The following is a 24,441-nucleotide window of genomic DNA, read 5'->3' as shown; positions in this document are numbered from 1 at the left end:
GCTGGGGCCACTGAAGCTCACTGGGCTGGCAAAGTCTAGGGTGTAGCCGCTGCCGCTCAAGCTGCCGTTAACGGTGGTGGTGGCTGTGCCACTGTCCAAACGGGTGTTGGCCAACAAGGTGGTGGTCTGCCCTGCTTGGCCCAGCGTGATGGCTTGGTTGGGCGCACTGAGTGTGCCGTCCAACTGCAAAGCGCCAGTGTTGGCGAGGTGGATGCCATTGGCCACGGCGATGTTGCCGCGCAGGGTCAGCGCAAATGGTTGAGTGGCCACGGTGAACGTAGGCGTGGTCAGGCCAGCGTTGAAGGCAATGGCATGGGCATCCACGGTGTCGGTCAACACCACGCGGGTACCGGTGGTCACGGCGCTGTTGAACGTGGCGGTGTTGCTGTTGACCACTTCCAAGGTTTTGAGCGCTGCGCTGCCACCCACCACACCTTGCACGGTGATATTGCCCAAGCTACCTGCGTCCAGTGTCAAGCTGCGCGTGTTGGCCGTGTCACCGTTGACGGTTTGCATGAACTTCAAATCACCGCCGGTTTGCACGGCCACGTCAGTGAAGACTTTCACGATGTCGTTGAACACCGCGTTCGTGGTGACATGAATGCTGCCTGCTTTGAATTGGGTTTCGCCCGCGGCCGTGGTGGGCGAATCGGTGGTCAAGCTCAGCAACGGTGTGGTGCCGCCGATGATGCCGCCCAACACTGTGGTGCCGCTGTCGCTGAGGGTCAGCGCTTGAGCGCCGTCCACGGTGGACATCAAGGCCACATTCACACCTTGCAGCGTGGTGGCCGCGCCCAAATTCAACGCATCGTTGTAGGTTTGCGCGCCTGTGGTGCGCACGCTACCGCCGCTCATGACCACGCTGCCAGTTGCATCGGTGGTCACGCTGGTCAAGGCTGTTGTGCCACCCACAGCGCCACCAAATGTGGTGATGCCCGAGGTGTTGACCGTCAAGTTCTTCGCGCCATCGAGCGTGCCGCCAAACGTGATGGCGCCAGTTGCTGTGCTGGTGAGCGTTGTGTCTGCACCCAAGGTGGCTGCATCGCCGTAGCTTTGTGCGCCTGTGGTGTTCACCACGCCACCGTTGATGGCCAAAGTGCCCCCTGCATCCGTGCTGAGGCTGATCAACGCCACCGAGCCACCCACTGCGCCTGTGAACGTGGTCGCGCCCAATGTATTGACGGCCAAGGTTTGCGCACCGTTCAAGGTGCTGCCAAACGTGATGGCACCACTGCCAGTGCTGCTCAGCACGGTGGCCGCGCCCAAGGTGGCCGCTTCGCCATAGCTTTGCAAGCCCGTGGTGTTGACCACACCACCATTGATGGCCACGGTGCCACCAGCATCGGTGCTGAGGCTGGTCAACGCTGTGGTGCCACCCACTGCGCCTGTGAACGTGGTCGCACCCAATGTATTGACGGCCAAGGTTTGTGCGCCGTTCAAAGTGTTGCCAAACGTGATGGCACCACTGCCTGTGCTGCTCAACACAGTGGCTGCACCCAAGGTCGCCACTTCGTTGTAGATCTGTGCGCCCGTGGTGTTGACCACACCACCGTTGATCGCTACTGTGCCGCCCACATCGGTGGTGAGGCTGGTCAATGCAGCGCTGTTACCCACAGCACCTGTGAAGGTGGTCGCCCCCAATGTATTGACGGCCAAAGTTTGCGCGCCATTCAAGGTGTTGCCAAACGTGATGGCACCGCTGCCTGTGCTGGTCAGCACAGTGGCCGCACCCAAGGTGGCGGCTTCGCCATAGCTTTGTGCGCCAGTGGTGTTCACCGAACCACCGTTGATGGCCACGGTGCCGCCCACATCGGTGGTGAGGCTGGTCAATGCAGCGCTGTGACCCACAGCACCTGTGAAGGTGGTCGCACCCAATGTATTGACGGCCAAGGTTTGCGCACCGTTCAAGGTGCTGCCAAACGTGATGGCGCCACTGCCTGTGCTGGTCAGCACAGTGGCCGCACCCAAGGTGGCCGCTTCGCCGAAGCTTTGCAAGCCCGTGGTGTTGACTGCGCCGCCGTTGATGACCACCGTGCCAACCGCATCGGTGCTGAGGCTGGTCAACGCAGCGCTGTCACCCACTGCACCCACAAAGGTGGTGGCGTCCGAGGTGTTGACGGCCAAGGTGTAACCGCCATTGAGCGTGCTACCAAACGTGATGGCACCACTGCCTGTGCTGGTCAACACAGTGGCTGCACCCAAGGTGACTGCACCGTTATAAGCCTGCGCGCCTGTGGTGCTGATGGTGGCGCCGTTGAGCACAGAGGCGCCATTGAGCGTCAAGCCGCCTGTGCTGCTGAGCGCTTGGTTCACCGTGATGACAGGCGCATACACGGTGATGGGGCCTGCAATGTCGACCAAGCTGTTCAAGGTCATGTCCGTCAAGTTGCCCGACTTGCCCAACGTCAAACCGCTGAGCGCGGTGTCGTAGGTGTAGTTGGCTGTCACCGCGCTGGCAAAGCTGCTGGTGGGTTCAATCGTCACCGTGCCTGAACCTGTGAAGCCTGATGTGGCGGGTGCTGTGTTGTTGGCAAACACGACGCCCCCTGCACTGCCCACGCCTGTGGCACCGGTGTAGCTGTTCACGCCAGTCAGGGTGAGTGTGTGGCCATCGCGTTTGTTGAGTTGGCCTGCGCCGCTGATGGCGTTGGCCACCGTCACATCGGCGTTGTGGTCAAAGTTGAGCGTGGAGCCTGCGGCAAGACTGACGGTGTTGGTGCCCAAGGAGGCCAACACGTCAGTGCCATCCCCCACGTTCAAGGTGCCGCCAGAGACGGTGGTGAGCCCTGTGTAGGTGTTGGCACCTTGCATGACCCACTTGCCCGTGCCGGCTTTGGTGAAGCTGCTGATGCCTGCGTTGTTGGCCAACACGGGCGTCATGGTGTTGTCGGCAGTGTTGGTGCCGGTCAAGGTCAGCAAACGATTCGCTGTACTGCTGTAGGCCAACGCGCCGGTATTGGTGAACACCAATGCGCCTGTACCCGATGCATCCACAGTCGCGCCGCTGTCGCCCAAGGTGAACAAACGGTCGGTGCTGGTGGCAGCGCCTGTGTACTTGAGCGTGGCGTTGTTGATGACCAAGTTAGCTGCCGCGTTGGTGGACTGGCCAATGTTGCTGGCCACGCCGCCATCGGCCAAGCTAGACACAGACAAGGTGCCACCTTGCAAGTTGGTCACACCGGTGTAGGTGTTGGCCGCGCTCAGTGTGAGCGTGTTGGCTGCGTACTTGACCAAGTAGCCCGTGCCACTGATGGTCTTGGCAAAGGTGTAGTTGGCTGTTTGGTTGAAGCCCAAGCCGCCGTTGTTGACGACATCAGTCACGATGGAACCCGTTTGGTCCAGCGCCAAGAAACCTGCGTCAATGGTGGTGAGGCCGCTGTAGGTATTCACGCCACGCAAATACATGGCACCTGCGCCCTGCTTCACCAAATTGGCGTCAGCGCCAGAAATGATGCCCGACAAAATGCTGCTGCTACCGCTGTGGTCCAGCGTGAGCGTGCGGCCTGTGGCCAAGCTGATGTTGTAGGTGCTGTTGACGTTTGCGCCACGCAGCAACACATCACCGGTGCTGGTGTTGCTTGTGCCGATGGCGCTGTTGAGCGTGATGTTGCCGCCGTAAATTTTGATGGGGCCATTGACCGTGTTGCTTGACGCCCAAGTGATGTTGGCTGTGTTAGTAGGCGTGCCAACGGTCAAAGCGCTCAAGCCAGAACCCAACACCCAGCCAGTGCTGTTGACCGCGCTGGTAAAGCTGGACGATGTAGGTGCAATCGTCAAGCTGCCTGTGGTGTTGGCATAGGTCAACGCACTGGCCAGCGACAAGCTGTCGGCTGTCATCAAAATGTTGCCGGTGGCTGATGTCACAGCGCTGCCAGCTTTAGAGCCCAAGTAAATGGCGCTGGCGGCGTTTTGGAAGCTAATGCTGTTGGTGCCTGCATCAATACGAATATCACCCGTGTTTGACAGCGCGTTCATCACACCACCGCCCCACTGGCTACCCACCTGCAGACCAGCCACACCGGCTTTGGCGCGACCAGACAAGGTCACACCACCACCGTTCGTGGCATTCATTTGGAAGTTACCTTCAATCACCGCACCTGGGTCGTTGGTGGCCACGGCATCGGTGATGACACGAATCGCATCCACACCCGTATTGGCAGAGCGCAACTCAAACACCGCATTGGGCAATGTGGCGGGATGCAAGCCAGGTAAGAAAGCGACGATGCCGCCCGACTTGGCGTTGATCAAAATCTGCCCCGTGCCTGAGTTGATCGTCGAGTTGTCAAAGTTCACAAAGCCAGAGCCGCTCGTTGCGCCATAGCCGTACAACGACACATCACCACCGCCAGAAGAAATTTGGCTGCGCTTGAGCACAATGCCGCCCAGCCAATTGACACCGCCTGCAAACGCCACCGATGTACCGCTGGCAGCATAGCCATCCCCCACGGTCAAGCCGTGCCATGTGCTTTGGCCGTTAGGTGTAGCACTACCACCCAACCACACATGGCCACCCACGGTGGTAATGGTCGCGCCTGTATCGAGCAACACCATGCCGGCGCTATTGCCACCATCGCTGTTGGCCCAATACACCGTGCTGCCACCGTTGGTCAGCACATCCACATTGGTGGCTTGTGCAATGTCACCGGCTGACTTGAACAACATCGCCGCATTCGCAGCCGTGCTGGTGATGTCTGCATTCAAATTGAGCGTGCCGCCGTAGAGGCTGATCGGGCCAGCAATGGTCAAAGGCGAATTCACGGTGATGGTCGATGTGTTGCCATCACGGCCCAAGGTCAAGCCTGTGAGCGAGCTGCCAAAGCTGTAAGCACTGCTTGACAAAGTGCTGCCAAAGCTGCCTGCCAACACGGGCTGAATCGTCACAGTGCCATTGCCTGTGAAAGCACCGGGTATCACGGGCAAGGTGTTGTTGGTAAACACAATGCCACCGCCTGCGTCGCCCGTGGCTGTGGCACCGGTGTAGGTGTGTGTGCCGGTGAGCGTGAGCACATTGGCACCCAGCTTGGTCACCGTGCCAGCACCGCTGATGTTGCCGACGTACGCGGCTGCGTCTGAGCGGCTGAACACCAAGCCTGCACCAGTTGCCACGGATGCGTTGCCGGTGATCGAACCCGCAGTGCCTGCATCACCCACTTGCAAGATACCGGCGCTCACAGTGATAGCACCGGTCGATGTGTTGGCACCCGTGAGCTTGACCGTGTTGGCCTGTTGCTTGGTCAAGCTGCCCACGCTGTGCACGCCTGTGAAGGTGTAGTCGGTGGTCGAGTTGAGCAACAAACCACCCGTGGCTTGCACATTGCCGGAGAGCAATCGCCCTGCACTACCGCCATTGCCGATGCTGATGGTTTTGCTCCCGCTGCCCTTCAAGTTGGCAATGGTTGAGTCGCCCAACACGTAGCCTGTGGTGCTGTTCGCGCCGCCCATGAACAAGGTGCCTGCGCCCGTGATGTTTTTGTAATACAGGCTGGCTGCGCCTTGTGTCGCATCTTCAGTGACGGTCACGCCCGAAGCCACATCAATGTTCATGGCATTGGCGGCCGTGTCACTGCCAATGAACCAGAGATTGAAAGAACTCACGCCATTGGTCAAGGTGAACTTGGCCGTGGCCTCACCTGCGGCACGCACCACCAAGCTGCTCATGTCGTGGCCCGTGAAGGTCACGTCGCCCTTGATGTAGTAGCTGGCACCTGAGCCCCTCGGCGTCATCACGTTGGCAATGGTCAAGCCTGCGCTGCCGCCGTCCACCACCACGGTGGTGGTGAGGTTGGTGTTGACACCGCCCGTGAACGTCACCATCTCAGTGCCCACGTTGTCCAGCACACCAGCGCCAGTCAAGCTGATGGCGTTGTTGTAGGTCACGGGGGCGGTGGTGTCAAAGCTCAAACGTGTGCCACTGACCGTCACGCTGCCTGTGCCCAAAGCATTGGCCGCACCGCCAGCCACCAAACGTCCTGCAGAAATGGTGGTGCCACCTGTGTAGCTGTTGTCGCCTGTCAACACCAAGGTGCCATCACCCACTTTGCTCAAGGCAGCGCCTGTCACAGGGCCTGCCCAAGTCACGTCGCTACCCGCTGCGGTGTTGAGCGTGGCGCTGCCGACCAAGGTCAAACCACGGTGGGTGCTGGTGGCCGTGGTGAACACGGGGTAGAAATACAAGGTCGCGTTGTTCACCACCAGTTGTGCGGCTTGCGTGCTGGTGGGGGCTGCGCCCAAGTTGGCATCGCTGCTGATGGCCAAGCTGCCTGCATTCACATAGGTGGCGCCGGTGTAGGTGTTGGTGGCACTGAGTGTCAAAGCCCCTGCACCTTCTTGCTTGACCTCACCCGAGCCCGAAATCACATTGGCAATGCCAATGGCGTTGCTACGCTTGAACACCAAGGTGGCGTTGTTGACGATGTTGCCGCTGCCTAAGTTGCCCGTGGTGGTGGCGTTACCCACTTGCAAGGTGCCTGCGTTGACGGTAGTGGTGCCGGTATAGGCGCTGCCACCGGTCATCACCAAAGTGCCTGCACCGGCTTTGCTCAAACTGCCTGCACCGTTGAACAAGCCCGCCATGGTTTGTGTGGCGCCCGTGGCGATGTCTAAGCCCAAGGTGCCGCCCACGGTCAAGGTGGTGCCTGCTGCGCTTTCAAAGCCGCCGAGTGTGGCGTTGTTGTTGACCACCAAGGAACCGTTCTTGAAATTCAGGTTGCTCAACGCCACCGAGTCTTGGTAAGTCAAGCTGTCCACCAACACAATGCCCGACAAGGCACCCGCGCTGCGGCCTGCCACGCTGTCATCAAAGCTGATGGCGGCACCGCCTGCACCACTGGGCACCAGCACGGTTCGCACGTTGTTCAAATCGGGCACCACGCCGGTGAGCGACAAGTTACCTGTCACCGCCCAGTTGGCTGGGTTGAACCATTCACCCGTCGCGCCGCCCACCCAAGTGACCGAGTCCAAACGCGTCACATCAGCCGAGGTGCCGCCCGTGCCCGACACCAAGTAGTTGGTGGCATCGGTGCCCGCCAAGGCCACGCCGTACACGCTGATGGTTTTGCCTGCGGCCACGTTCTTGTCGGCAAAGCTGGCCGTGCGGTTGATGTCAAACACATCGCCGCTCACGCGGTTGTCGGTGGTGGTCACGGTGGCCACGGCGGTGCCGTCATAGGTGCGGTTCACACCGGTGTAGCCCACGGTCAAGTTGCGCAAACCGATGCTGCCCGCGCCTGTGGCACTGGTGGGCAAGGTGTAGTTGCTCAGCGTGGTGCCGTTGTTGGCCGTGAAGTCTGCATCAGCCAACGTGGCCGTCACGCTGTTGGCTTCCAACACGTTGCGGCTGTTGTAAGCGCCCAGCGTTTGGGTGATGGAGGCGCCTTCGGTCACACCCCCCACCGTCACAAAACCTGTGAGGGTGTAGTTGGCCGAGATCAACGCGGCATCGGTGTTGCCGTCATAGGTTTTTTGAATGCTGCCGGTCAGCGCCGCAGACAAAGCCTTGGGCGTGATGGTGGCCGATGCGCTGCCCGTGCTGGCCACGCTGTAGTTGGCCGCATCGGTCCCGCCTAGGCTCACACCTGTGACGTTGATGCTCACGGGCGCCACGTTGCTGGCGTTGTCATACGCCACGTTTTTGTCAACGAAGTTGGCGGTGCGAGAGACCGTCAACACATCGCCATTCACATAGCCGTTGGCCGAGGTCAGGCTGGTGGTCACGCTGGCGTCTAGCAAACCGTCGTACGTTTTGGTCACACCGGTGTACGCCACCGTCAAAGCGCGTGGTGTGATATTGGCTGTCGTGCTACCCGTGGCGACCACGCTGTAGTTGTTGGCATCTGTGCCGCTCAGGCTCACAGCGCTCACGCTGACGGCTTTGGCGGTGCCCACGTTTTTATCGGCAAAGCTGGCTGTGCGGTTGATGACAAGGTCATCCAGGGTCGCGCCCACACTCAGTCGGTCATCGCTGGTGGCGACGGTGGCCACTGTGCCGCCGTCGTACACGCGGTTGTCGCCGGTGTAGTTCACGGTCAGCACGCGCGGGGTGATGTTGGCGGATGTGCTGCCCGTGGCGGCCACCGTGTAGTTGCCCGCATCCACCGAGGTGACGCCTGATGGGTCGCTCAAGCTCACACCGGTCACGCTGATGGTTTTGCCACCGGCCACGTTCTTGTCGGCAAAGGCAGCTGTCCAGTTGACGATGAAGTTGTCACCCGCCACGCGGTCGTCTGCGGTGGTCACGGTGGCGGTGGTGCCCGCGTCGTACACCTTGTTGACGCCGGTGTAGCTGAGGGTCAAAGCGCGCGGTGTGATGTCGGCACTGGCGCTGCCTGTGGCGGCCACGGTGTAGTTGATGGCGTCGGTGCCGCCCAAACTCACACCGCTCACGCTGATGGCTTTGGCGGTGCCCACGTTTTTGCTGTCGAAGTCAGCGCTGCGGTTGATGGTCAAGGTGTCGCCTGCGACGCGGTTGTCGGTGGTGGTCACGGTGGCGGTGGTGGCGCCGTCATACACCTTGTTCACGCCTGTGAAGGAGGCGGTCAGTGCACGCGGCGTGATTACGCCATCTGTGCCAGTGAAGGTGCTAGCGGCTGTGCCGTTGCCATCGGTCAACACATAGTTGGCGGCGTCTGCACCGCCCAATGCCAAGCTGGTGAAGGTGTAGGTTTTGTCGGCTGCGCCTGTCACGTTTTTGTTGGCATAGGTGCCCACGCCACTGAGGGTGACGGTGTCGGTCACAACAACGCTGTTGACCGTGCCGCTCACCAAGCCCACAGGCGCCAAGGTGGCGCTGCCTGCAGCGGTGTTGCCGTCGTACACCTTGGTCACGCCCGAAGCGCTGGCGGTGACTTGCTTGGGCGTCACTTCATAGGCACCCACCACGTTGATGGTGTTGCTGAAGTTGGTACTGGTTCGACTGATCAGAGTCGTGCCCAGGTTATAGGCGCCCACCTTGAGCGCACCCGAAGTACTGACCGACGGACTCACCGCGCCGAGGTTAAAGCTCGCGACCGTCGCGGGTGTTGGAGTTGCGCCGTCGGTCACTGTGACCAAGTTGCCAATCACGCTGGCTTGGCTCGCCGCCAACAAGTCTGTCAAGACAAGTGCGTTGTTCATGTAGCCAGCTGCTGTCAGCGTGAAGATAGGCGCACTGCCGTAGGTCGCGCTGGTGTTGGCCACTTTCACCAAAAGCTCGCCAGCCGGAACGATGGTGTAGTTGCCATTCACATAGGTGATGGTGTAGTTGTTGGACGACACGCGCGAAGGCTCCAACACGCCGGTGTAGGTGGCGGCGGTGTCTTGGGTGTCCACGCTGTTGGAGTCGGCGGCTAGCTGCACGCTGCGATCACGCGTCACCGTGGATGTGCCAGTCAGTACGGCAGCGGTTTGGCCACCCACAAAACCGCTGTAACGCACACCCGCGTAGCTGGTGTCATCGGCCAGCGAATAGAAACGCGCATCGTTGTTAGCCGTCACGGTCAGGGGCGCTGGCGTGATGGTGGCGCTGGCTGTGCCCCACACCAAACGGTAGTTGGCCGCGCGTGCGCCTGTGAGCTGCACACTGCCTTGGTCCACCGACACGGTGCCTGCATCGGCACTGCTGAACACGGGGCGACCCGTCAAGGTCATGCCACCTGAGAGCAACTGATCTGCTGCCAAGGCATCGGTGTAGCGCTGGCTGTTGTTGGCGCTGGTCACGGCCAAGCTGCCGTAGCCTGTGGCACTGCCCGACAAAGCAGGTGCGACCAAGGTGGTGGCGTCATACACCTTGCTCAAGCTGGCATCAGCGGGCAGTTGCACATCCAGCGGCGCGATGCGCGCGGTGGTGCTGGCCTGCGAGGTGATCGTGTAGTTACCCACATCAGCCCCGCTGTAGCTGCTGGTGAGCGTGACGGTTTTGCCTGTGGCTGCGTTCTCATCGCTGAACACGCCAGTGGCTGCCACGTTGACCACGTCATTCAACACCAAGCCCGTTTTCACCGCACCCAACACGGACACATCAGCGGACGTGGTGTTGTCGTACGTTTTATCAGCCGCTGTGATGCCGTTGATGGTCAACGCCTTGGGCGTGATGTTGGCCGTGCTGCTGGCTTGGCTGGTGATGGCGTAGTTGTCTTTGTCTGCACCTGCGTAGCTGCTGGTGAGCGTGACGGTTTTGGCAGTGCCCACGTTTTTATTGGCGAACACACCGGTGGCCGAAGCCGTGACCACATCGCCACTGATGAGGCCCGCCAAAAACACATTGGAAGCATCGACCGTGGCAACCAAGCCGCCGTCGTACACACGGTTGTTGGCCACAAAGCCCGACACCGTCAACGCCTTGGGCGTGATGGTGGCCGTGGTGGTGGCTTGGTCGGTGACTGTGTAGTTGGCCAAGTCGGTGCCGTTGTAGCTGCTGGTCAGGTTGACGGTGCGGCCCGTGCCTGCTGTCTTGGCAGCAAACACACCGGTGGCAGACACATGCAAGTCGTCGCCCGTCACTTGGCCATTGAACAGCGCGTTGGCGGTGCTGACGGTAGCGCTGGTGGTGGCGTCGTACACCTTGTCGTTGGCGGCGATGCCAGACACGGTCACGGCTTTGGGGTTGATTTTGGCGCTGGCTGTGAGGTTGCCCACGATGGCGTAGTTGCCAGCTTTGGTGCCTGAGAGGCCTAAGCTCGACGCGGTCAAGGTGACTGTTTTGGCAATGACGGTGCTGCCGCTGTAGGCCACGTTTTTGTCGGCAAAGGTGGCCGAAGCGCCTGTGGTGACCAAGCTGACGTTGGCTGTATCTGCTGCCAACACGCCGCTGAGCGTGCCAAAGTTTGCGATGGTGGCCACCACGCCGCCGTCATAGGTTTTGTCGTTTGCTGCCACGCCTGTGAGCGTGAGTGATTTGGGGGTGATCTTGGCAGTCGTGGTGGTGGGGCTGCCCGCGAAGCTGTAGTTGTTCACGTCTGCCCCGCCATAGGTGCTGGTGAAGGCCACCACTTGCGCCGCCAAAGCAGCACCGCTGTACACCACGTTGGCGCTGCCATAGGTGCCGGTGGCGGCCACGGTCAGCGCGTCGCCCGCCACCATGCCGTTGAACACGGCATTGCTTGTGTTCAAGGTCGCTGTGTTGGTGCCGTCGTACACCTTGTCGTTGGCGGCAATGCCTGTGACGGTGATGGCTTTGGCGGTGACAGTGCCGTTGCTGGCCGTCAGGCTGCTGCCCGTGGTCAAGCCGTAGTTGGCCGCATCGGTGCCGCTCAGGGCCATGTTGCTGAGGGTGTAGGTTTTGTTGGTGCCTACGTTTTTATTGGCATACGCGCCTGCGCCGCTGATGGTCACCACGTCACCCGTGACCACACCAATCGGCGTGCCCGACAAACCGGCAATGGTGGTGGTGCCGTCGTACACCTTGCTCACGGTGGGCGTGGGCGCAAAGAACTTGGTGGTCACCGTTTGTGAGCCCACCACGTTGACCGTGTTGTTGAAGTTCACCCCGCTCGACAACACCACACTGTTGGCGTCAGCCGTCCATTGATACGTGCCCACATTGAGCCAACCCGAGGTGCTGTAAGTGCCATTCAAAGCCACGGCGTTGAACGTGGCCGAAGCGCCGCTGGTGTCGGTAATGGTCACCTGCCCTGCCCCGCTCACACTGGCGCTGCCTGCGCCGGTGTTGAGCAAGTCGACCACGCCGTTGTTGGGCAGCATGTACTTGGCTTCGGTCACGCTGTAGCTGGGCGTGGTGGCGTACACATTGCTCACCGTGCCCAAGCGCACCAACAACTCATTGGCACCAACGATGGTGTAGTTGCCATTCACATAGCTGAAGCTGTAGTTGGTGGCTGCTGCGCCCGAGGGCACCAACACACCGGTGTAGCTGCCCGCTGTGCCCACGCTGCTGTTGCTGCGCGTAATGGTGGGCAAGGTGCTGAGGTTGCTGCTGCTCTCGCCGCTGGCAAAGCCCACATAGCTCACGCCGTAATAGCCAGCTGTGTCGGTTTGGCCTGCAAAACGGGCATCGTTGTTGGCCGTGATGGTCAACGCCTTTTTGGTGATGTTGGCGCTCAAGCCTGTGGGCTGGGTCAGCGTGTAGTTGGCCACCATCGCACCGGTGATGCTGTCAGCCGCTGTCACCACCAAGCCCGTGCCCACATTGGCACTGGCAAAGTTACCGGCTTGTACCAAAGTCAAAGCGTCGTTGTTGACCACACCCACCAAGCTGCCACCAGTCAGCACCGCGCTGGTGGTGGCGTCGTAGGCTTTGTTGGCCACGGTGGTGCCCGTCACCGTCAACGCTTTGGGGTTGACCGTGATGGTGCCGGGCGTGGCATAGGTGATGGTGTAGCTACCACTCGATGTGCCGGGCGCGACCGTGATGGCATAAGGCCCACCATTGACCGACGCCGTGGCCGCCAAGCCGAGTGACGACACCGTGGGGTTCACGCTGAACACGTCAGCCAAAGTGGGCAAGGTGTACACGGGTGAGCTGCCCGAGCTGCTGGTCAAGCCCAACACATCGGCGGCTGTGAGCGTGGTGCCATAAATCTTCGTGGCACTGGCCGTGACGGTGACCGACGGTGTGCCAGTGAACAAATAACGGTTACCCGTGACGGCCACGCTGGACGGCGCCATGGTGGCGTAGCTGGCGTTCCACACCGCGCCGTTGGCGCTGTCTAAACCGCCAAACACATCGTTGGTCGGCGCTGCGCTGTACACCAACCAACGGCTGCTGGTGCCTGTGGTGCTGAGTGCAGACGCACCCGCGTTGTTGATGAAGTTGCCTGTGGCCGCCAACGCGATGTAGCCGCTGTTTTGGCTATCGGTGATGGTGGCACCTGAGTTGAGCGTGATGTTGCCGCCGTTCACCATGCTCACGCTGTCCACAAAGCTGTTGGCACCACCTACGGTGATGTCACCCGCGTCTGTCGCGCCCAACACGATGGCGCTGAAACCGTCTTTGAACACCGATGTGCCGCTGAACCAACTATTGGCCAAGCTCAAAGTACCTGAACCCGTGCCCACGCCAATCGTGGCGCCTGTGGTGGCGGGCTTGAGCACCAAGCTGCCTGTGCCGCGCACGTTGGTGGTGCCCAAAGCAAACGACAAGCTATCAGCACTGAATGTGACCGTACCCGAGGTGGTGGTCACCCCATTGCTGCCAAAGTTCATCGTGCCGCCGTTGTTCATCACACCCACAGCAGGGCTGCTGCCGTAGCCCGCGATGTTGACCGCACCAGTGGTGGAGTAAATGTTGAACGAGCCGTAATCAATCACGATGCCCGCTCTCAGGCGGGCCGTGCCCGTGCCTGCGGTGCCCGAGATGTTGATGGCGCCGTTGACTGTGCTGATGTTGTGGCCCGCCACACCCGTATTGGCATCGTTGTAGAAGTTGATACCTGCTGAATGCGTTGTGCCGTCGTAGTTGATGCCGCCCACACCGTCAACGGTGATCGTGCCGTTGCCAATCGTCGTCAGGGTGGTGCCTGCGTTGTAACCCACAAAGTCAACGCCAATGGCGTAAAAGTCAGACACCAAGTCGTTTTGGTTGGAACCCTGCCAGCCCTTACCTTTGACCGAAATGTTGCCGCCCCCCGCATTGAGCGTCACGCCGTTGAAGAAGACACCTTTGTATTTGGTTTGACCAAGAAGGCCCGTCACACTTGATGTAGCGGTGCCCACCGCGTAGTCGGTGCCGTTGAGGCCACCACCCATCGTGATGTTGCCGCCGCCACTCAGCACGGTCATGCGGTCCAGGTCAATCGAGCCACCCGCGCCTGTGACGTTTGAGTTAAACAAGATGGGGCCACCCGCCGTTTGCACCGTCAGGCCCGTGGCCGTGGTGTTGATGTTGGTGGTGGCGTACAGCGAAATGCTGCTGTTAAGCCCCGTACTGCTCAAGCCTGCGCCCAAGTAAATATTGCCTGCATACACATTGATGGGGCCAGCAATGCTGGTGTTGCTAGCCATCGTCACTGTGTCGGTGTGGGCGGTAGCGCCAATGTCTTTGCCAATCGTCAAACCTGACACAGCACTGCCCAAGGTTAAGTTGGTGATGGGCCATGACAAAGCGCTGGTGAAGTTGTTGCCATAAGGCTGAACCGTCACCGTGCCTGAAGTGGCGATATTGGCACCGCCAAAGGCCATGCTGTCTGCGGTGAAAGTGATGTTGGAGTAAGACGTCAGCACATTGGTCGCAGCCTTGAAGCCCAAGGTGGTCGTACCCAAGCTGATGCCCAAGTGCGTGCTGTCGTTGATACCCACAATGGTGATGGGCCCTGACTTGGCCAAAATGCTGCCACCCAGAGCATTGGCCACATCGGTGCTAGTGGCGGTACCAGATGTCCCGGTGATTGTGATGCCACCGCCTAGTCCCGTCGCCTCAATCAATCCATTGAAGTTAATGCCTATCGCTGAGTTGGTGGCGTTCACCTCAGACGCGTCACCCACCACAGAAATTGCGTCTGCCGAGCTGTTGGCCGAGCGCAGTGTGAAGCCTGGACCATAAGCGGATAGCGCTTGTGCATTGATTGTTCCTGAACCTGTGGCTTTGGCCGCGATGGATATTTTGCCGGTGCCAGAGTCAATGAGGGTGCTCGCACCCATCACGCCAAATGACATGGCGTTGGGCGAACCACCAGAGTTTTGACCACGCAAGCTGATGTTGCCCCCGCCGGATAAGAGCTGGGTGCCCGTCTGCAAGTTCACACCCGAGATGTAGAGCGTGTAGGTAGGCTCGGTCACAGAGTCTCGCGTGGCCACGCCAACGGCATAGCCTGTGGCGATGTCTGTGCCACCACCCAAGGTGATGGCGCCACCGTTGGTGGTGATGGATGAGTTGGTCAGCAGCTGGGCATAGCCAGAGCTGCTGGCATCGCTGTCGGCCCAGAAGGTCAAGTCACCGCCGTTGGTGGTGATGCTTTTGCCACTGGCCAGCGACACATAGCCCTTGGCTTTGAGCAGCACATCACCAGCAACGCCGCCGCCAGTCGTCAAATTCATGTTGACGTTGATGTCGCTGCCGTATGCCGTGATGGGGCCGTTGGCGGCAATGTTGGTGGTGGAGAAACCAACCGTTTGGTTGTTGCCCGTTTTACCAATCGTCAAACCTGTCATGGTTTGGCTGTTGGTGTTCCAAGCAAACCAGTTAGTGTCAACGGCACCACTGAAGGTGGCGCCTGTGGACTGCCAAGTGACTGTGCCCGTGGTGGCAATGTTGGGGTAACCCGAGAAGTTGTAGTTGTCAAACTCAATCAGCACATTGCTGTTGCTTGAAGTCACCGCACTGCCTGCGGCAGAGCCCCACCACTGTGTAGAACCGTTCCGCAAATACAAAGCCGATGCTGTGCCGCTGGCGCCTAAACCACCCGCTTTGATGTTGATAGGCCCGCCGTTTGCAAGAATTTGGCTGCCATTGCGAATAAGTACCGCCCACTCATTGGCTGTGCCGATGATGGAAATTCCCCCGCCCACGCCACTGGCCACAATTTTTTGATACGTCGCAGCTGAATTGACTTCGTTGCCCGTACCCAAATCCACACCGTGGTTCCAAACTGCGCCTGAAGTGGTGCTAGAGCCAATCAGCTTGATGGCATCTGCACCTGCATAAGCAGATTTCAAGTCAACAGCGTAAGAAGTTGAAAACCCCATCTTGTAGGAGTTGGAGCCAGACGAGCGGCTGATACCTTCAAAGTAAATCTTGCCCAAACCGCTGTCGGCCACCAAACTGGTGGCACCACTCCAAAAACCAATGCCCCACGCTTGGTAGCCGCTGCTTACAGCGCCATTCCAGCTCTTACCGCGCATGGCGATGTCACCACCGCCTGAGTAAAGCCACAAGCCGTTGTCAACAGCAATGCCGCCCGCATCGGTGGCAGAAATACCTGCGGCATAACCCGTACCCGCTTGGTTGCCACCACCTAGCGTGATGGCACCACCGCCGATGCCAGTGGTGCTTTTGCTACCTGCTTGGCCTGTGCGTGTGTCGATGGTCAAGCCATTGCCTGAATAAATTTTTCCTAAATCATTGCCGTCGGTATCACTAGCCAACAGCACTGCACCGCCGTTGGTGGTGAGGGTGTTGGCGGCTGTGTTGCTGGTGATGGTGCCCGTCGCCATCAGTTTGATGGCTGAACCAGCCAAAGTGCTGGTGAGGTTGGTCTTGAGTGTGAGATCTCCGCCGTAAACGCTGATCGGCCCTGCCGCCGTGATGGCACTGCCCAGCGTGACATTGCCTGTGCTGGTCGTTTTACCGATACGCACGCTGGATGGGCCGCCTGAAATACTTAGATTGGTGGCATCGACAGCATCTGTGAACGTGGTTCCAGCTGATTCAACCACCACATCACCCGAAGTTACAAAATTGATCTTGCGTGTGCCATCGGCCACAAAGCCCACTTTGTCAGACTGAATCGTGATGTCTGAGGAACTGGCGGTTGACGTGCCAGACAACACGGTCGTTCCATCGCTACCGTAGTAATGAGCGCCTGTGCTGCTAGCTCTCAAATACATTCCACCGTAAGAACCGGTTGTGCCTGCAGGCTGAATGTCTTTCAAGGTAATAGCGCCGCTGGCAGAAAGAATGCTCAGGGCGGAGGTTTGAGCCACGATGCCGCGAGAGTTGCCGTTCAATTTGCCAGCCGTGCCAGTGAGCGTGATCGCGCCGTTTTCTGTCTGAATCAGACCACTACCTGCTGTGGATGTATTGAAACCAATGGCCCAAACGTCGGTCGCGCCAGTGTTGCCATTGTTTGAACCATCGCTGGTAATCGTGATGGTGCCTGCGCCATTGGTTTTGATGCTGGCGTAATCCAACTCCATCAGCCTGTCGTATCCGCCGGATGTGCCCGTGGTGGCATAGCTGGCCGTCATGGACACATCGCCCCCTGCTGCATTGAGGGTGGCTTTGCTGGCGGATGTGCCTGAGAGATAGATGCCGTAATCTGCTGCCGAGGTCCAAGGGCTGTTGGTTAACGCGTAAGAGATGTTTGCGCCGCTGGTGGCGACATCCACCCCTGCCGCCTGAACGATTTGCGTACCTTGCAACACAATGCCGCTGCCAGATGTGGCGCCAGCCGTGAGGTCGGCGTTGAGCGTGATCTTGCCGCCATACAAAGAAATGGGGCCCGCAATACTGATGGCCGAACCCACCGTCACAGCCTGCGTATTGGTGCTGCTGCCCAAGGTAAAGCCCGTGAGCGTGCTGGCCAAGCTGTAGCTGTTGGTGTTGACCGCGCTGCTAAAAGTGCCGTTGGCTGCTGGCTGGATGGTGACTGTACCCTTGCCTGCAAAGCCGCTGGTGCTAGGCACCGTGCTGTGTGTGTAGGTGATGCTAGTGGGCGTGGCAGTGGACGACAGCGAGGTGAGGCCCGTGTAGGTGGCCCCGCCTGCGAGCGTGAGGCCACCTGTTGCCACCGTCAAAGCGCCCGTGCCGCTGAACAAGCCCGAGTAGCTCAGGGCATCACTTCGGTTAAAGATGAGTGTGCCGTTGTTGATGACAGCCGCGTTCAATGCACCCAATGAACCAGCCAAACCACCCGTGCCTACTTGCAAGGTACCCGCACTGAGCGTGGTGCTGCCTGCATAGCTGTTGGTGCCTGTGAAAGTGAACTTGCCGCCAGACGCAGGGTTGGCCGTGAGCGAACCCGTGCCGGTGATGTTGCCGCTGAAGGTGGCCTCTAGCGCACCCAAAGCCAATGTGCCATTGGAGGTGAAAGTTTGAACGGTGTAGCCCAAGGCAGTGCCCGTGCCCGCAGCCACTGTGCCGCCAGTTCCTGCAGCGGCACCCAAGTAGCGCACCACCACAATGCCTGAGCCACCAGAACCACCCACCCGACCACCGGTGGTATTGAAAGATGCACCACCACCACCGTTACCCAGATTGCTGGCTGCAGCTATTCCGGCGCTAGCAGTCAAACCGCTACCGCCATCGCCACCTGTGGCGTAAGTCACGGACTGGCCAGAAATATCAATCGCCAGACCTAGGCCGCCCGTGCCGCTTGCTGCACCGCCACCTCCGGCACCCCCTGCACCGCCACCGCCACCTGCACGGTTGGTGGTGGTGGTGGTGCCGCCACTGTTGCCTTGGCCAGCTGTGCCAGCGCCCCCCACTCCGCCAGAGCCACCAAATGAGCGGCTACCGCCGCCGCCACTACCGCCAGCCAAACCGTTGCTGCGCTGAGCACCGCCACCACCGCCAATGGCCACCACAGCGGCGCCAATGCTTGAATTGCCACCATTACCGCCATTGCCTGTGGTCGCTCCCGCAGTACCACCGGCACCTACAGACACAGCGTAGCTGGTGCCACTCAATGCTTGGATGCCATTCAGCAAGCCACCCGCACCGCCACCGCCGCCGGGGCCTGAGTCATACGCACCGGCACCGCCGCCGCCGCCACCCACGACAAGGTATTCCACATTGGCGTCATAAGCCAACGTGACCGCCCCGTTGAGGGTGATGTTGTTGGTCAAGCCCGTGAGGGTGCGACCTAGCAACAACGTGGTGCCGTTAGCTGCGGTCAAAGCGCCAGCACTGATGGCCGATGCGTTGTACAAACCCAAAGTGCCGCCACTGAGTGTGGTGGTTCCTGCATAGGTATTCGTACCCACCAAATTAATCTTGCCGCCGGTGGCATTGGTCGTCAGCGCACCGGGACCGCTGATGCGCCCAAGCAAGGTGCTGTTGATGTTCAAGCCCAACGTGCCCGAGGCATTGAATGTCACCACCACCATGCCCGCCATGGCGCCAGAGGAGATGACGCTGGCCGTGCCACCCGTGGTGAGCACGCTGCTACCAGCGTAAGCCACCACGACAACACCTGAGCCACCGTTGGCACCATTGTTATAGGTTGTGCTGGTGGCATACGCACCGCCGCCGCCTTTACCCGTGTTTGCTGTTCCTACGACGGGGTTACTTGCGTTACCACCTGCGCCATAAGTCACGGCTGTGTTGGTGATGGAACTCACCAAACCCGGGCCACCGGTGTAGCCAGAGGCAGCGCCACCAGCGCCAGCACCGCCGACGTTGGCCGCATACACGCTACCCGCACCGCCATTGGCTGTCACCGCGCTGCCGATGGATGATGCCGTACCAGCAACCGTTTGAGTACCACCAGCGCCCACAGTAATGGAATAAGCGGCCAAGTCACTTAAAGAACCCGTCACCACTTGGCCACCTGCGCCACCACCGCCCGCAGCAGACCATCCTTCCCAAGATGTATTGCTACCACCACCACCGCCACCGACGGCGAGGTATTGCATGGTTGCACCCACAGAAATAGTGGCATTGCCGTCCAATTGAATGTCGTTGGCTAAGGTGACGTTACCCAATTGCAAATTGGTGCCCGTGCTCAATCTGATCAAGCCGGAGCCCAAGGCGGTGTCGTTGTAGGCCGCAAGCGTGCCTGCACTGACAGTGGAGCCACCAGAATAGGTGTTCGCCTTGGTGAGTGAAAACTTGCCACCAGCGGCATTAGCCACCATCGAACCCGAACCACCAATGGCACCACTCAACACAACATTCATAGTGTTGAGTGCAAGCGTGCCGCCAGATGTAAATGTGTGGAGCGTATAGCCCGAAGCTGTGCCTGTGCCAGATGCGACTGAGCCTCCAGTACCGGCGCTGCTACCCAAGTAGCGCACCACCACCACACCTGCAGCACCCGCTCCGCCGTTGGTAGCGCTAGAGCCAGATGCCCCCATACCGCCGCCGCCACCAGAACCTGTGTTGGCAGCACCCGCAATGCCTGCAGTGCCGTAGAGGCCCCCGTTACCACCAATACCTGAACCACCAGCACCCCCAGCGAAACCACCACCACCACCGCCCGCGCCGAAGTAAGCGCTGGTGCCCGTGATGGTGCTGGCAAGACCTGCGCCACCAGCACCGCCCGTACCTAAGCTGCCTAAACTGGCAAAGTTAGAACCCGCACCGCCAGCGCCGCCGCCGCCGCCTGCAGCCGCGTCTAAATTGCCCGTACTGGCGTTACCGCCTGCATTGCCTTGAGTTCCTGCCGCACCTGTGCGCCAAGCTGCCGTGGCGCTGATGGTGCCGCCACCACCAGAGGCACCCGAAGTTGGGGCCCCGCCGTAGTAATCACCACCGCCGCCGCCACCTGATGCGCTGATACTGTTAAAGGAAGACGAGCCGCCCGTACCGCCAATGCTTGTGTTGGCTACACCAGCCGTGCCGCCTGCACCGACCGTGACTGCGTAGGTGCTGCTGTTGAATAAGTCAGAGGTTCCTGCAAATACCCCGCCGCCGCCGCCGCCACCGCCGCCGTGCTGCGAAGCTTGACCGCCGCCGCCGCCGCCACCGCCGCCGACCACCAAGTAGTCAACCGCGGTATCTAGGTCAAAGGTGACGTTGCCATTGAGCGTGACGTTGTTGGCAAAGTTACTCACGCCACGGCCAAATAACAGGGTTGTGCTGCCTGCGGCAATCAAAGCGCCAGTTCCAAGTGCTGAATTGTCGTAAATGCCCAAGGTGCCAGCGCTGAGCGTGCTGCCACCGCTAAAGGTGTTGGCATTGGTCAGCGAGGTGTTGCCTGAACCAACTTGTGTGACGCTGCCCGAACCTGAAATGAGGTTGCTCACCACATAGGTATTACCGCGTTTGAAAGAAAGAATGCCGTTATCGACGACGTTGCCCGTGCCCAAAGTACCGGTGGTGCCGCCAGTGCCAATTTGCAAGGTACCAGCACTGATGGTGGTCACACCGGTATGGGTGTTGTTCGCCATCAAAGATAACAAACCGCCCGCGCCACCGTTGTAGGTCAGGCTAAGTGCCCCCGTGAGGGTGCCCGCAATTTGGCTTGCCGCGTTGGTCGAATTGACGACCAAGTTGCTCAAATCGCTGGCACCACCAGTGAGGTTAAATTTGCCTGAGCCTGCGTTAATGGTCAGTGTTTTGGCTGCGCTGTTAACAAACACGGCGGCACCCGATTTACCGTTACCACCGCCCATGGTTTGACCACTCACGGCACCATAGCCACCACCGCCACCACCGCCGTAGTTAGAGGCGCTGCCACCGACAACGTTTGCAACGAAATTCGTGCCAGAGGAAGCTCCCACCCCTGCACCAGGCCCTGCGGCTCCACCACCCGTTGTACCGATACCGGTCGCGAAACCATAACCAGAGCCACCACCACCGCCACTGCCGTAGGTGTAAGACGTACCCGAATAGAGTGAGGATGTGGTTCCAGTACCGCCCGTACCGCCGGCAGAATTCCAACCGCCGCCGCCACCGCCGCCATTGGTGCCGTTGCCACTTGGTCCCGCACCGCCGCCCGTGCCTGCGCCAGAGTTACCGCCAGCGCCGCCATTACCATTACCGCCACCTGCACCGCCAGCTGCGGTGACGGTGCTGATGCCAGACCCGCTCAATTGCGAGGTGCCGCCAGAGTTACCGTTCGCTCCGCTTGTGGCGCCGCTACCGGCGGTACCAATACTGAGGCTGTAAGTGGTCGATGCACTAAATGTTTGTGAAGACGCTGCAACTTGACCGCCGCCGCCGCCGCCGCCACCGTTGCTGCAACCACAAGCAGTCACGCCGCCGCCACCTCCGCCGCCAACCAACAGGTAGTTCAGCGTTTGTACGGTAGGAACCGTAAAGGTGTAGTTTGTGCCGTTCCAGTACAGCAACATGTCACCCACCATCACGCCGCTGGACGTGGCCGTGCCAGTAAAGCCCAAAGAAGATTCGTAATAACCACCCGCAGCCAGCCTGACTGAGTTGAGTGAGTAGATATTGCCCGTGACCGACACATCACCATTGTTTGAGGTGAGCGAAACCGTGTTGCCTCCCACATAGACGTTGCCGTTGTAGGCTTGCGCGCCTGTTGTGGTGACGTTGGCCGCTACAGAAATGGTTCTGGCCGTTAAGCTAAGTGATGAGGTTGTTGTGATGGCTCCTGCAACCAGCAAATCATTTGTGGACGTGTTAAGGGACACCGCACCCGATGCACTGATACCGCTTGAATTGACAGTCAAAGCTCGGCTGTTTGACAACGAGAGCGCACTTACGTTGCTGGCTTGCAGGTTGTTGATGCGGTTGGTCGAGGTTGTCAGGTTGACATTAGGTTTATCAGTGCCACCGTTCGAAGAACCCAAAATAAGGGTGGCTGCAAAGACTGCGCCAGCGTTGCCCGTGCCTGATTGCGATATCGATGTTCGCGCCAGCAACTCGACCGTGCCGTTCGGTAGATTCAACCTGTTGCTAGACAGAGAAATTGACGAACCAGCCTCTAGCGTCAATTTGCTAGAACCAGCGTGATTGATGAAGTGATTGGGGTATGCAACCTCATCAATCCCAGGCCAGCCCATGGCATCAATCAGGCCAGTCGCCACGACTCTGACGTTGCCATTGTTGAGTGCCGCATTGATTGTGTCGGTGCGAATCACGGTGACACCTGTGTAAGAGGCGCCATCCAACACGAAAGTATAGTTTCGCGTGTCGGCGCCCGCGACGATGATTGGCGCATTAGGGTTAGCCGTTTGAGCGGTGTAGGTGGTACCCGACACGGCATAGTTGGAGCCCGACCAGTCGGGTGTTCTGATTAATAAATGCTCAGGGTCTAACAACCACTCACCATCAGCACCAAGTACCGCTTTGGTAGATACAGAAATGTTGTTGCCCAGCTGTAACAGCTTGCCTGATGTCTCCACCTGCCCGCCGTCGCCACTATTCACGCCACCTTTGGCATCAATGGTTCCGTTGGCAGTCGTCACCGAGCTGGCGTTGTGCACATCACTCCACAACACCACCTTGCCCCCATCGCCGTTGTCGGTGGCACTGGCGTCAATGGTGCTGTCGGCACTCATGGCCACAGTGGTGGCTTGGCGCATCGTGCCGCTGCCTTGCCAGTCGCCGCCGATCAGCACGGTGCCGCCAGCGGTGGCGCCTTTGGCTTCGATCAGGGTGCCGGTGTCTAGGCTGATGTCGTCGCCCTCCACTTCCACGCGGCCCGCATGGGCACGAACACTGTTGGCGCGCAACACGGTGTTGGTGCTCAGCAGCACGGCGCCTTTGATGGGGGTTGGGTTGGAGTTGTCGGCTGGGTTATTGATAGGCGTCGGCACGCCATCGGCCTGAATGTGGATGCGCCCCGCGCCGCCCTCGCCCGATGCGTCCAGCACAGCGGTGGTCAGGTCCACGCGGCGCGAGGCTTGCAGTTGGATGGTGCCGCCCAGGGCGTTGGCCACGATGTGGGTGGGGTCAGTCACCACGCCGTTGGCGAAAATTCGACCACTGACGGCGATGGCCTGTGCCGCCACGATGTCAATGTTGCCGGCTTGGGCTGCAATGGCGGACACGTCCAACAAACCGGTGGCGGTTTGGGTGAAGGTGTCGGCGCTGATTTGAATGCGGCCAATTTCTGCCGCCAGGTTGCCGCTGTCGGGGAAAGAATTTGCCGCTAAGTTAGTGGCTGTTACGTTGTTAGCTGTGATCGTGCCGCTGTTCTGAACATCAGGGGCATTCAGGCTGACGGTGCCCGCAGGCCCAGCGTTGAGCCCGCCGGTGGCGTTGGCATTAAGGGTGCCGCTGTTCAAAATAGCGCTGCTGGCTTCAAGGAAGATGCGGCCTGCACGGCGCACCAAGCCTGTGGCTTCGATGGTGCCGCTGTTGTTGATCACGCCGCTTTGCAAGCGGCTGGCAGCTTGGGCCGACAGGATGATGAGGCCGCCTGGGGCTTTGATGGCGCTTTTGTTGTCCACCAAGGTGTTGATGGCGGCGGCAGTGACGATGACGCGGCTCAGGGCGCCGCCTCCGTCAAATTTAAGCTCAAAGGTTTCGCCTGCGGCCATTGCCACGGTGCCGAGGTTGGCCACGATGACGCCGCTGTTGCGCACTTCGGGCGCGAGCATGGCGATGTAGCCACCCAGTGCGGCGCGCAGCTCGCCTTCGTTTTCAACCTTGCCCGTGGCGCCGTTGCGGGTGAGCTTGAGCTGGCCGTTCATGAAGTCTTGGGCTGCAGCTTGATGTGTTGTGGCGACTAAACCGCCCACATCAACGCTAGACGACTTACCAAAGTACACACCTTCAGGGTTGACCAAAATGACTTGGCCCGGCGCAGTGATGCGCCCCAAGATTTGGCTGGGCTGGGTGTCCATGACGCGGTTCAGCGTGGCGGACTGGGCGTTGGGCTGCTGGAAGTTGACGGTGGCGTCTTTGCCAATGTTGAAGCTGGTCCAGTCAACCACGGCTCTTTGGCTGGTTTGGTTGATGTTGAGCGTGTTGGCCGATTGGCTGATGCTGGCTTGGCCTGCTGCCACTTGGCCTCCGCTTGGGAGCTGGGTGGCGACCACGGGCGCGCCCGTGGTTTGCGCCAACACAGGTGCTGAGAACAAACCCAGCGTGCCCAGAAGGTTGACCGATACACATAGATAGACGCGCGAAAGCGCAAATCGCGCAGGCGTACGGCCACCCAGACGTCGAACGACATCTGAATCGATGGGGCGTGTTTCTACGAAGCGCGGCAT

Annotated in this window: 1 protein-coding gene (only partly in view); it reads right to left on the bottom strand. The window is 59.9% G+C overall.

The window, feature by feature from the left end:
• On the bottom strand, nucleotides 1-24,441 hold the 5' portion of the coding sequence (locus tag C5F52_RS05835; RefSeq protein ID WP_104797396.1) for a YDG domain-containing protein. It extends 8,163 nt beyond the left edge of the window; the window shows 24,441 of its 32,604 coding nt (coding positions 1-24,441); it begins with the start codon at nucleotides 24,439-24,441; its stop codon lies off the left edge, out of view.

It is taken from the genome of Limnohabitans sp. TS-CS-82 (assembly GCF_002943475.1).
Note: the sequence above shows the minus strand (reverse complement) of the source record. Positions and strands in the feature narration are given on the sequence as shown.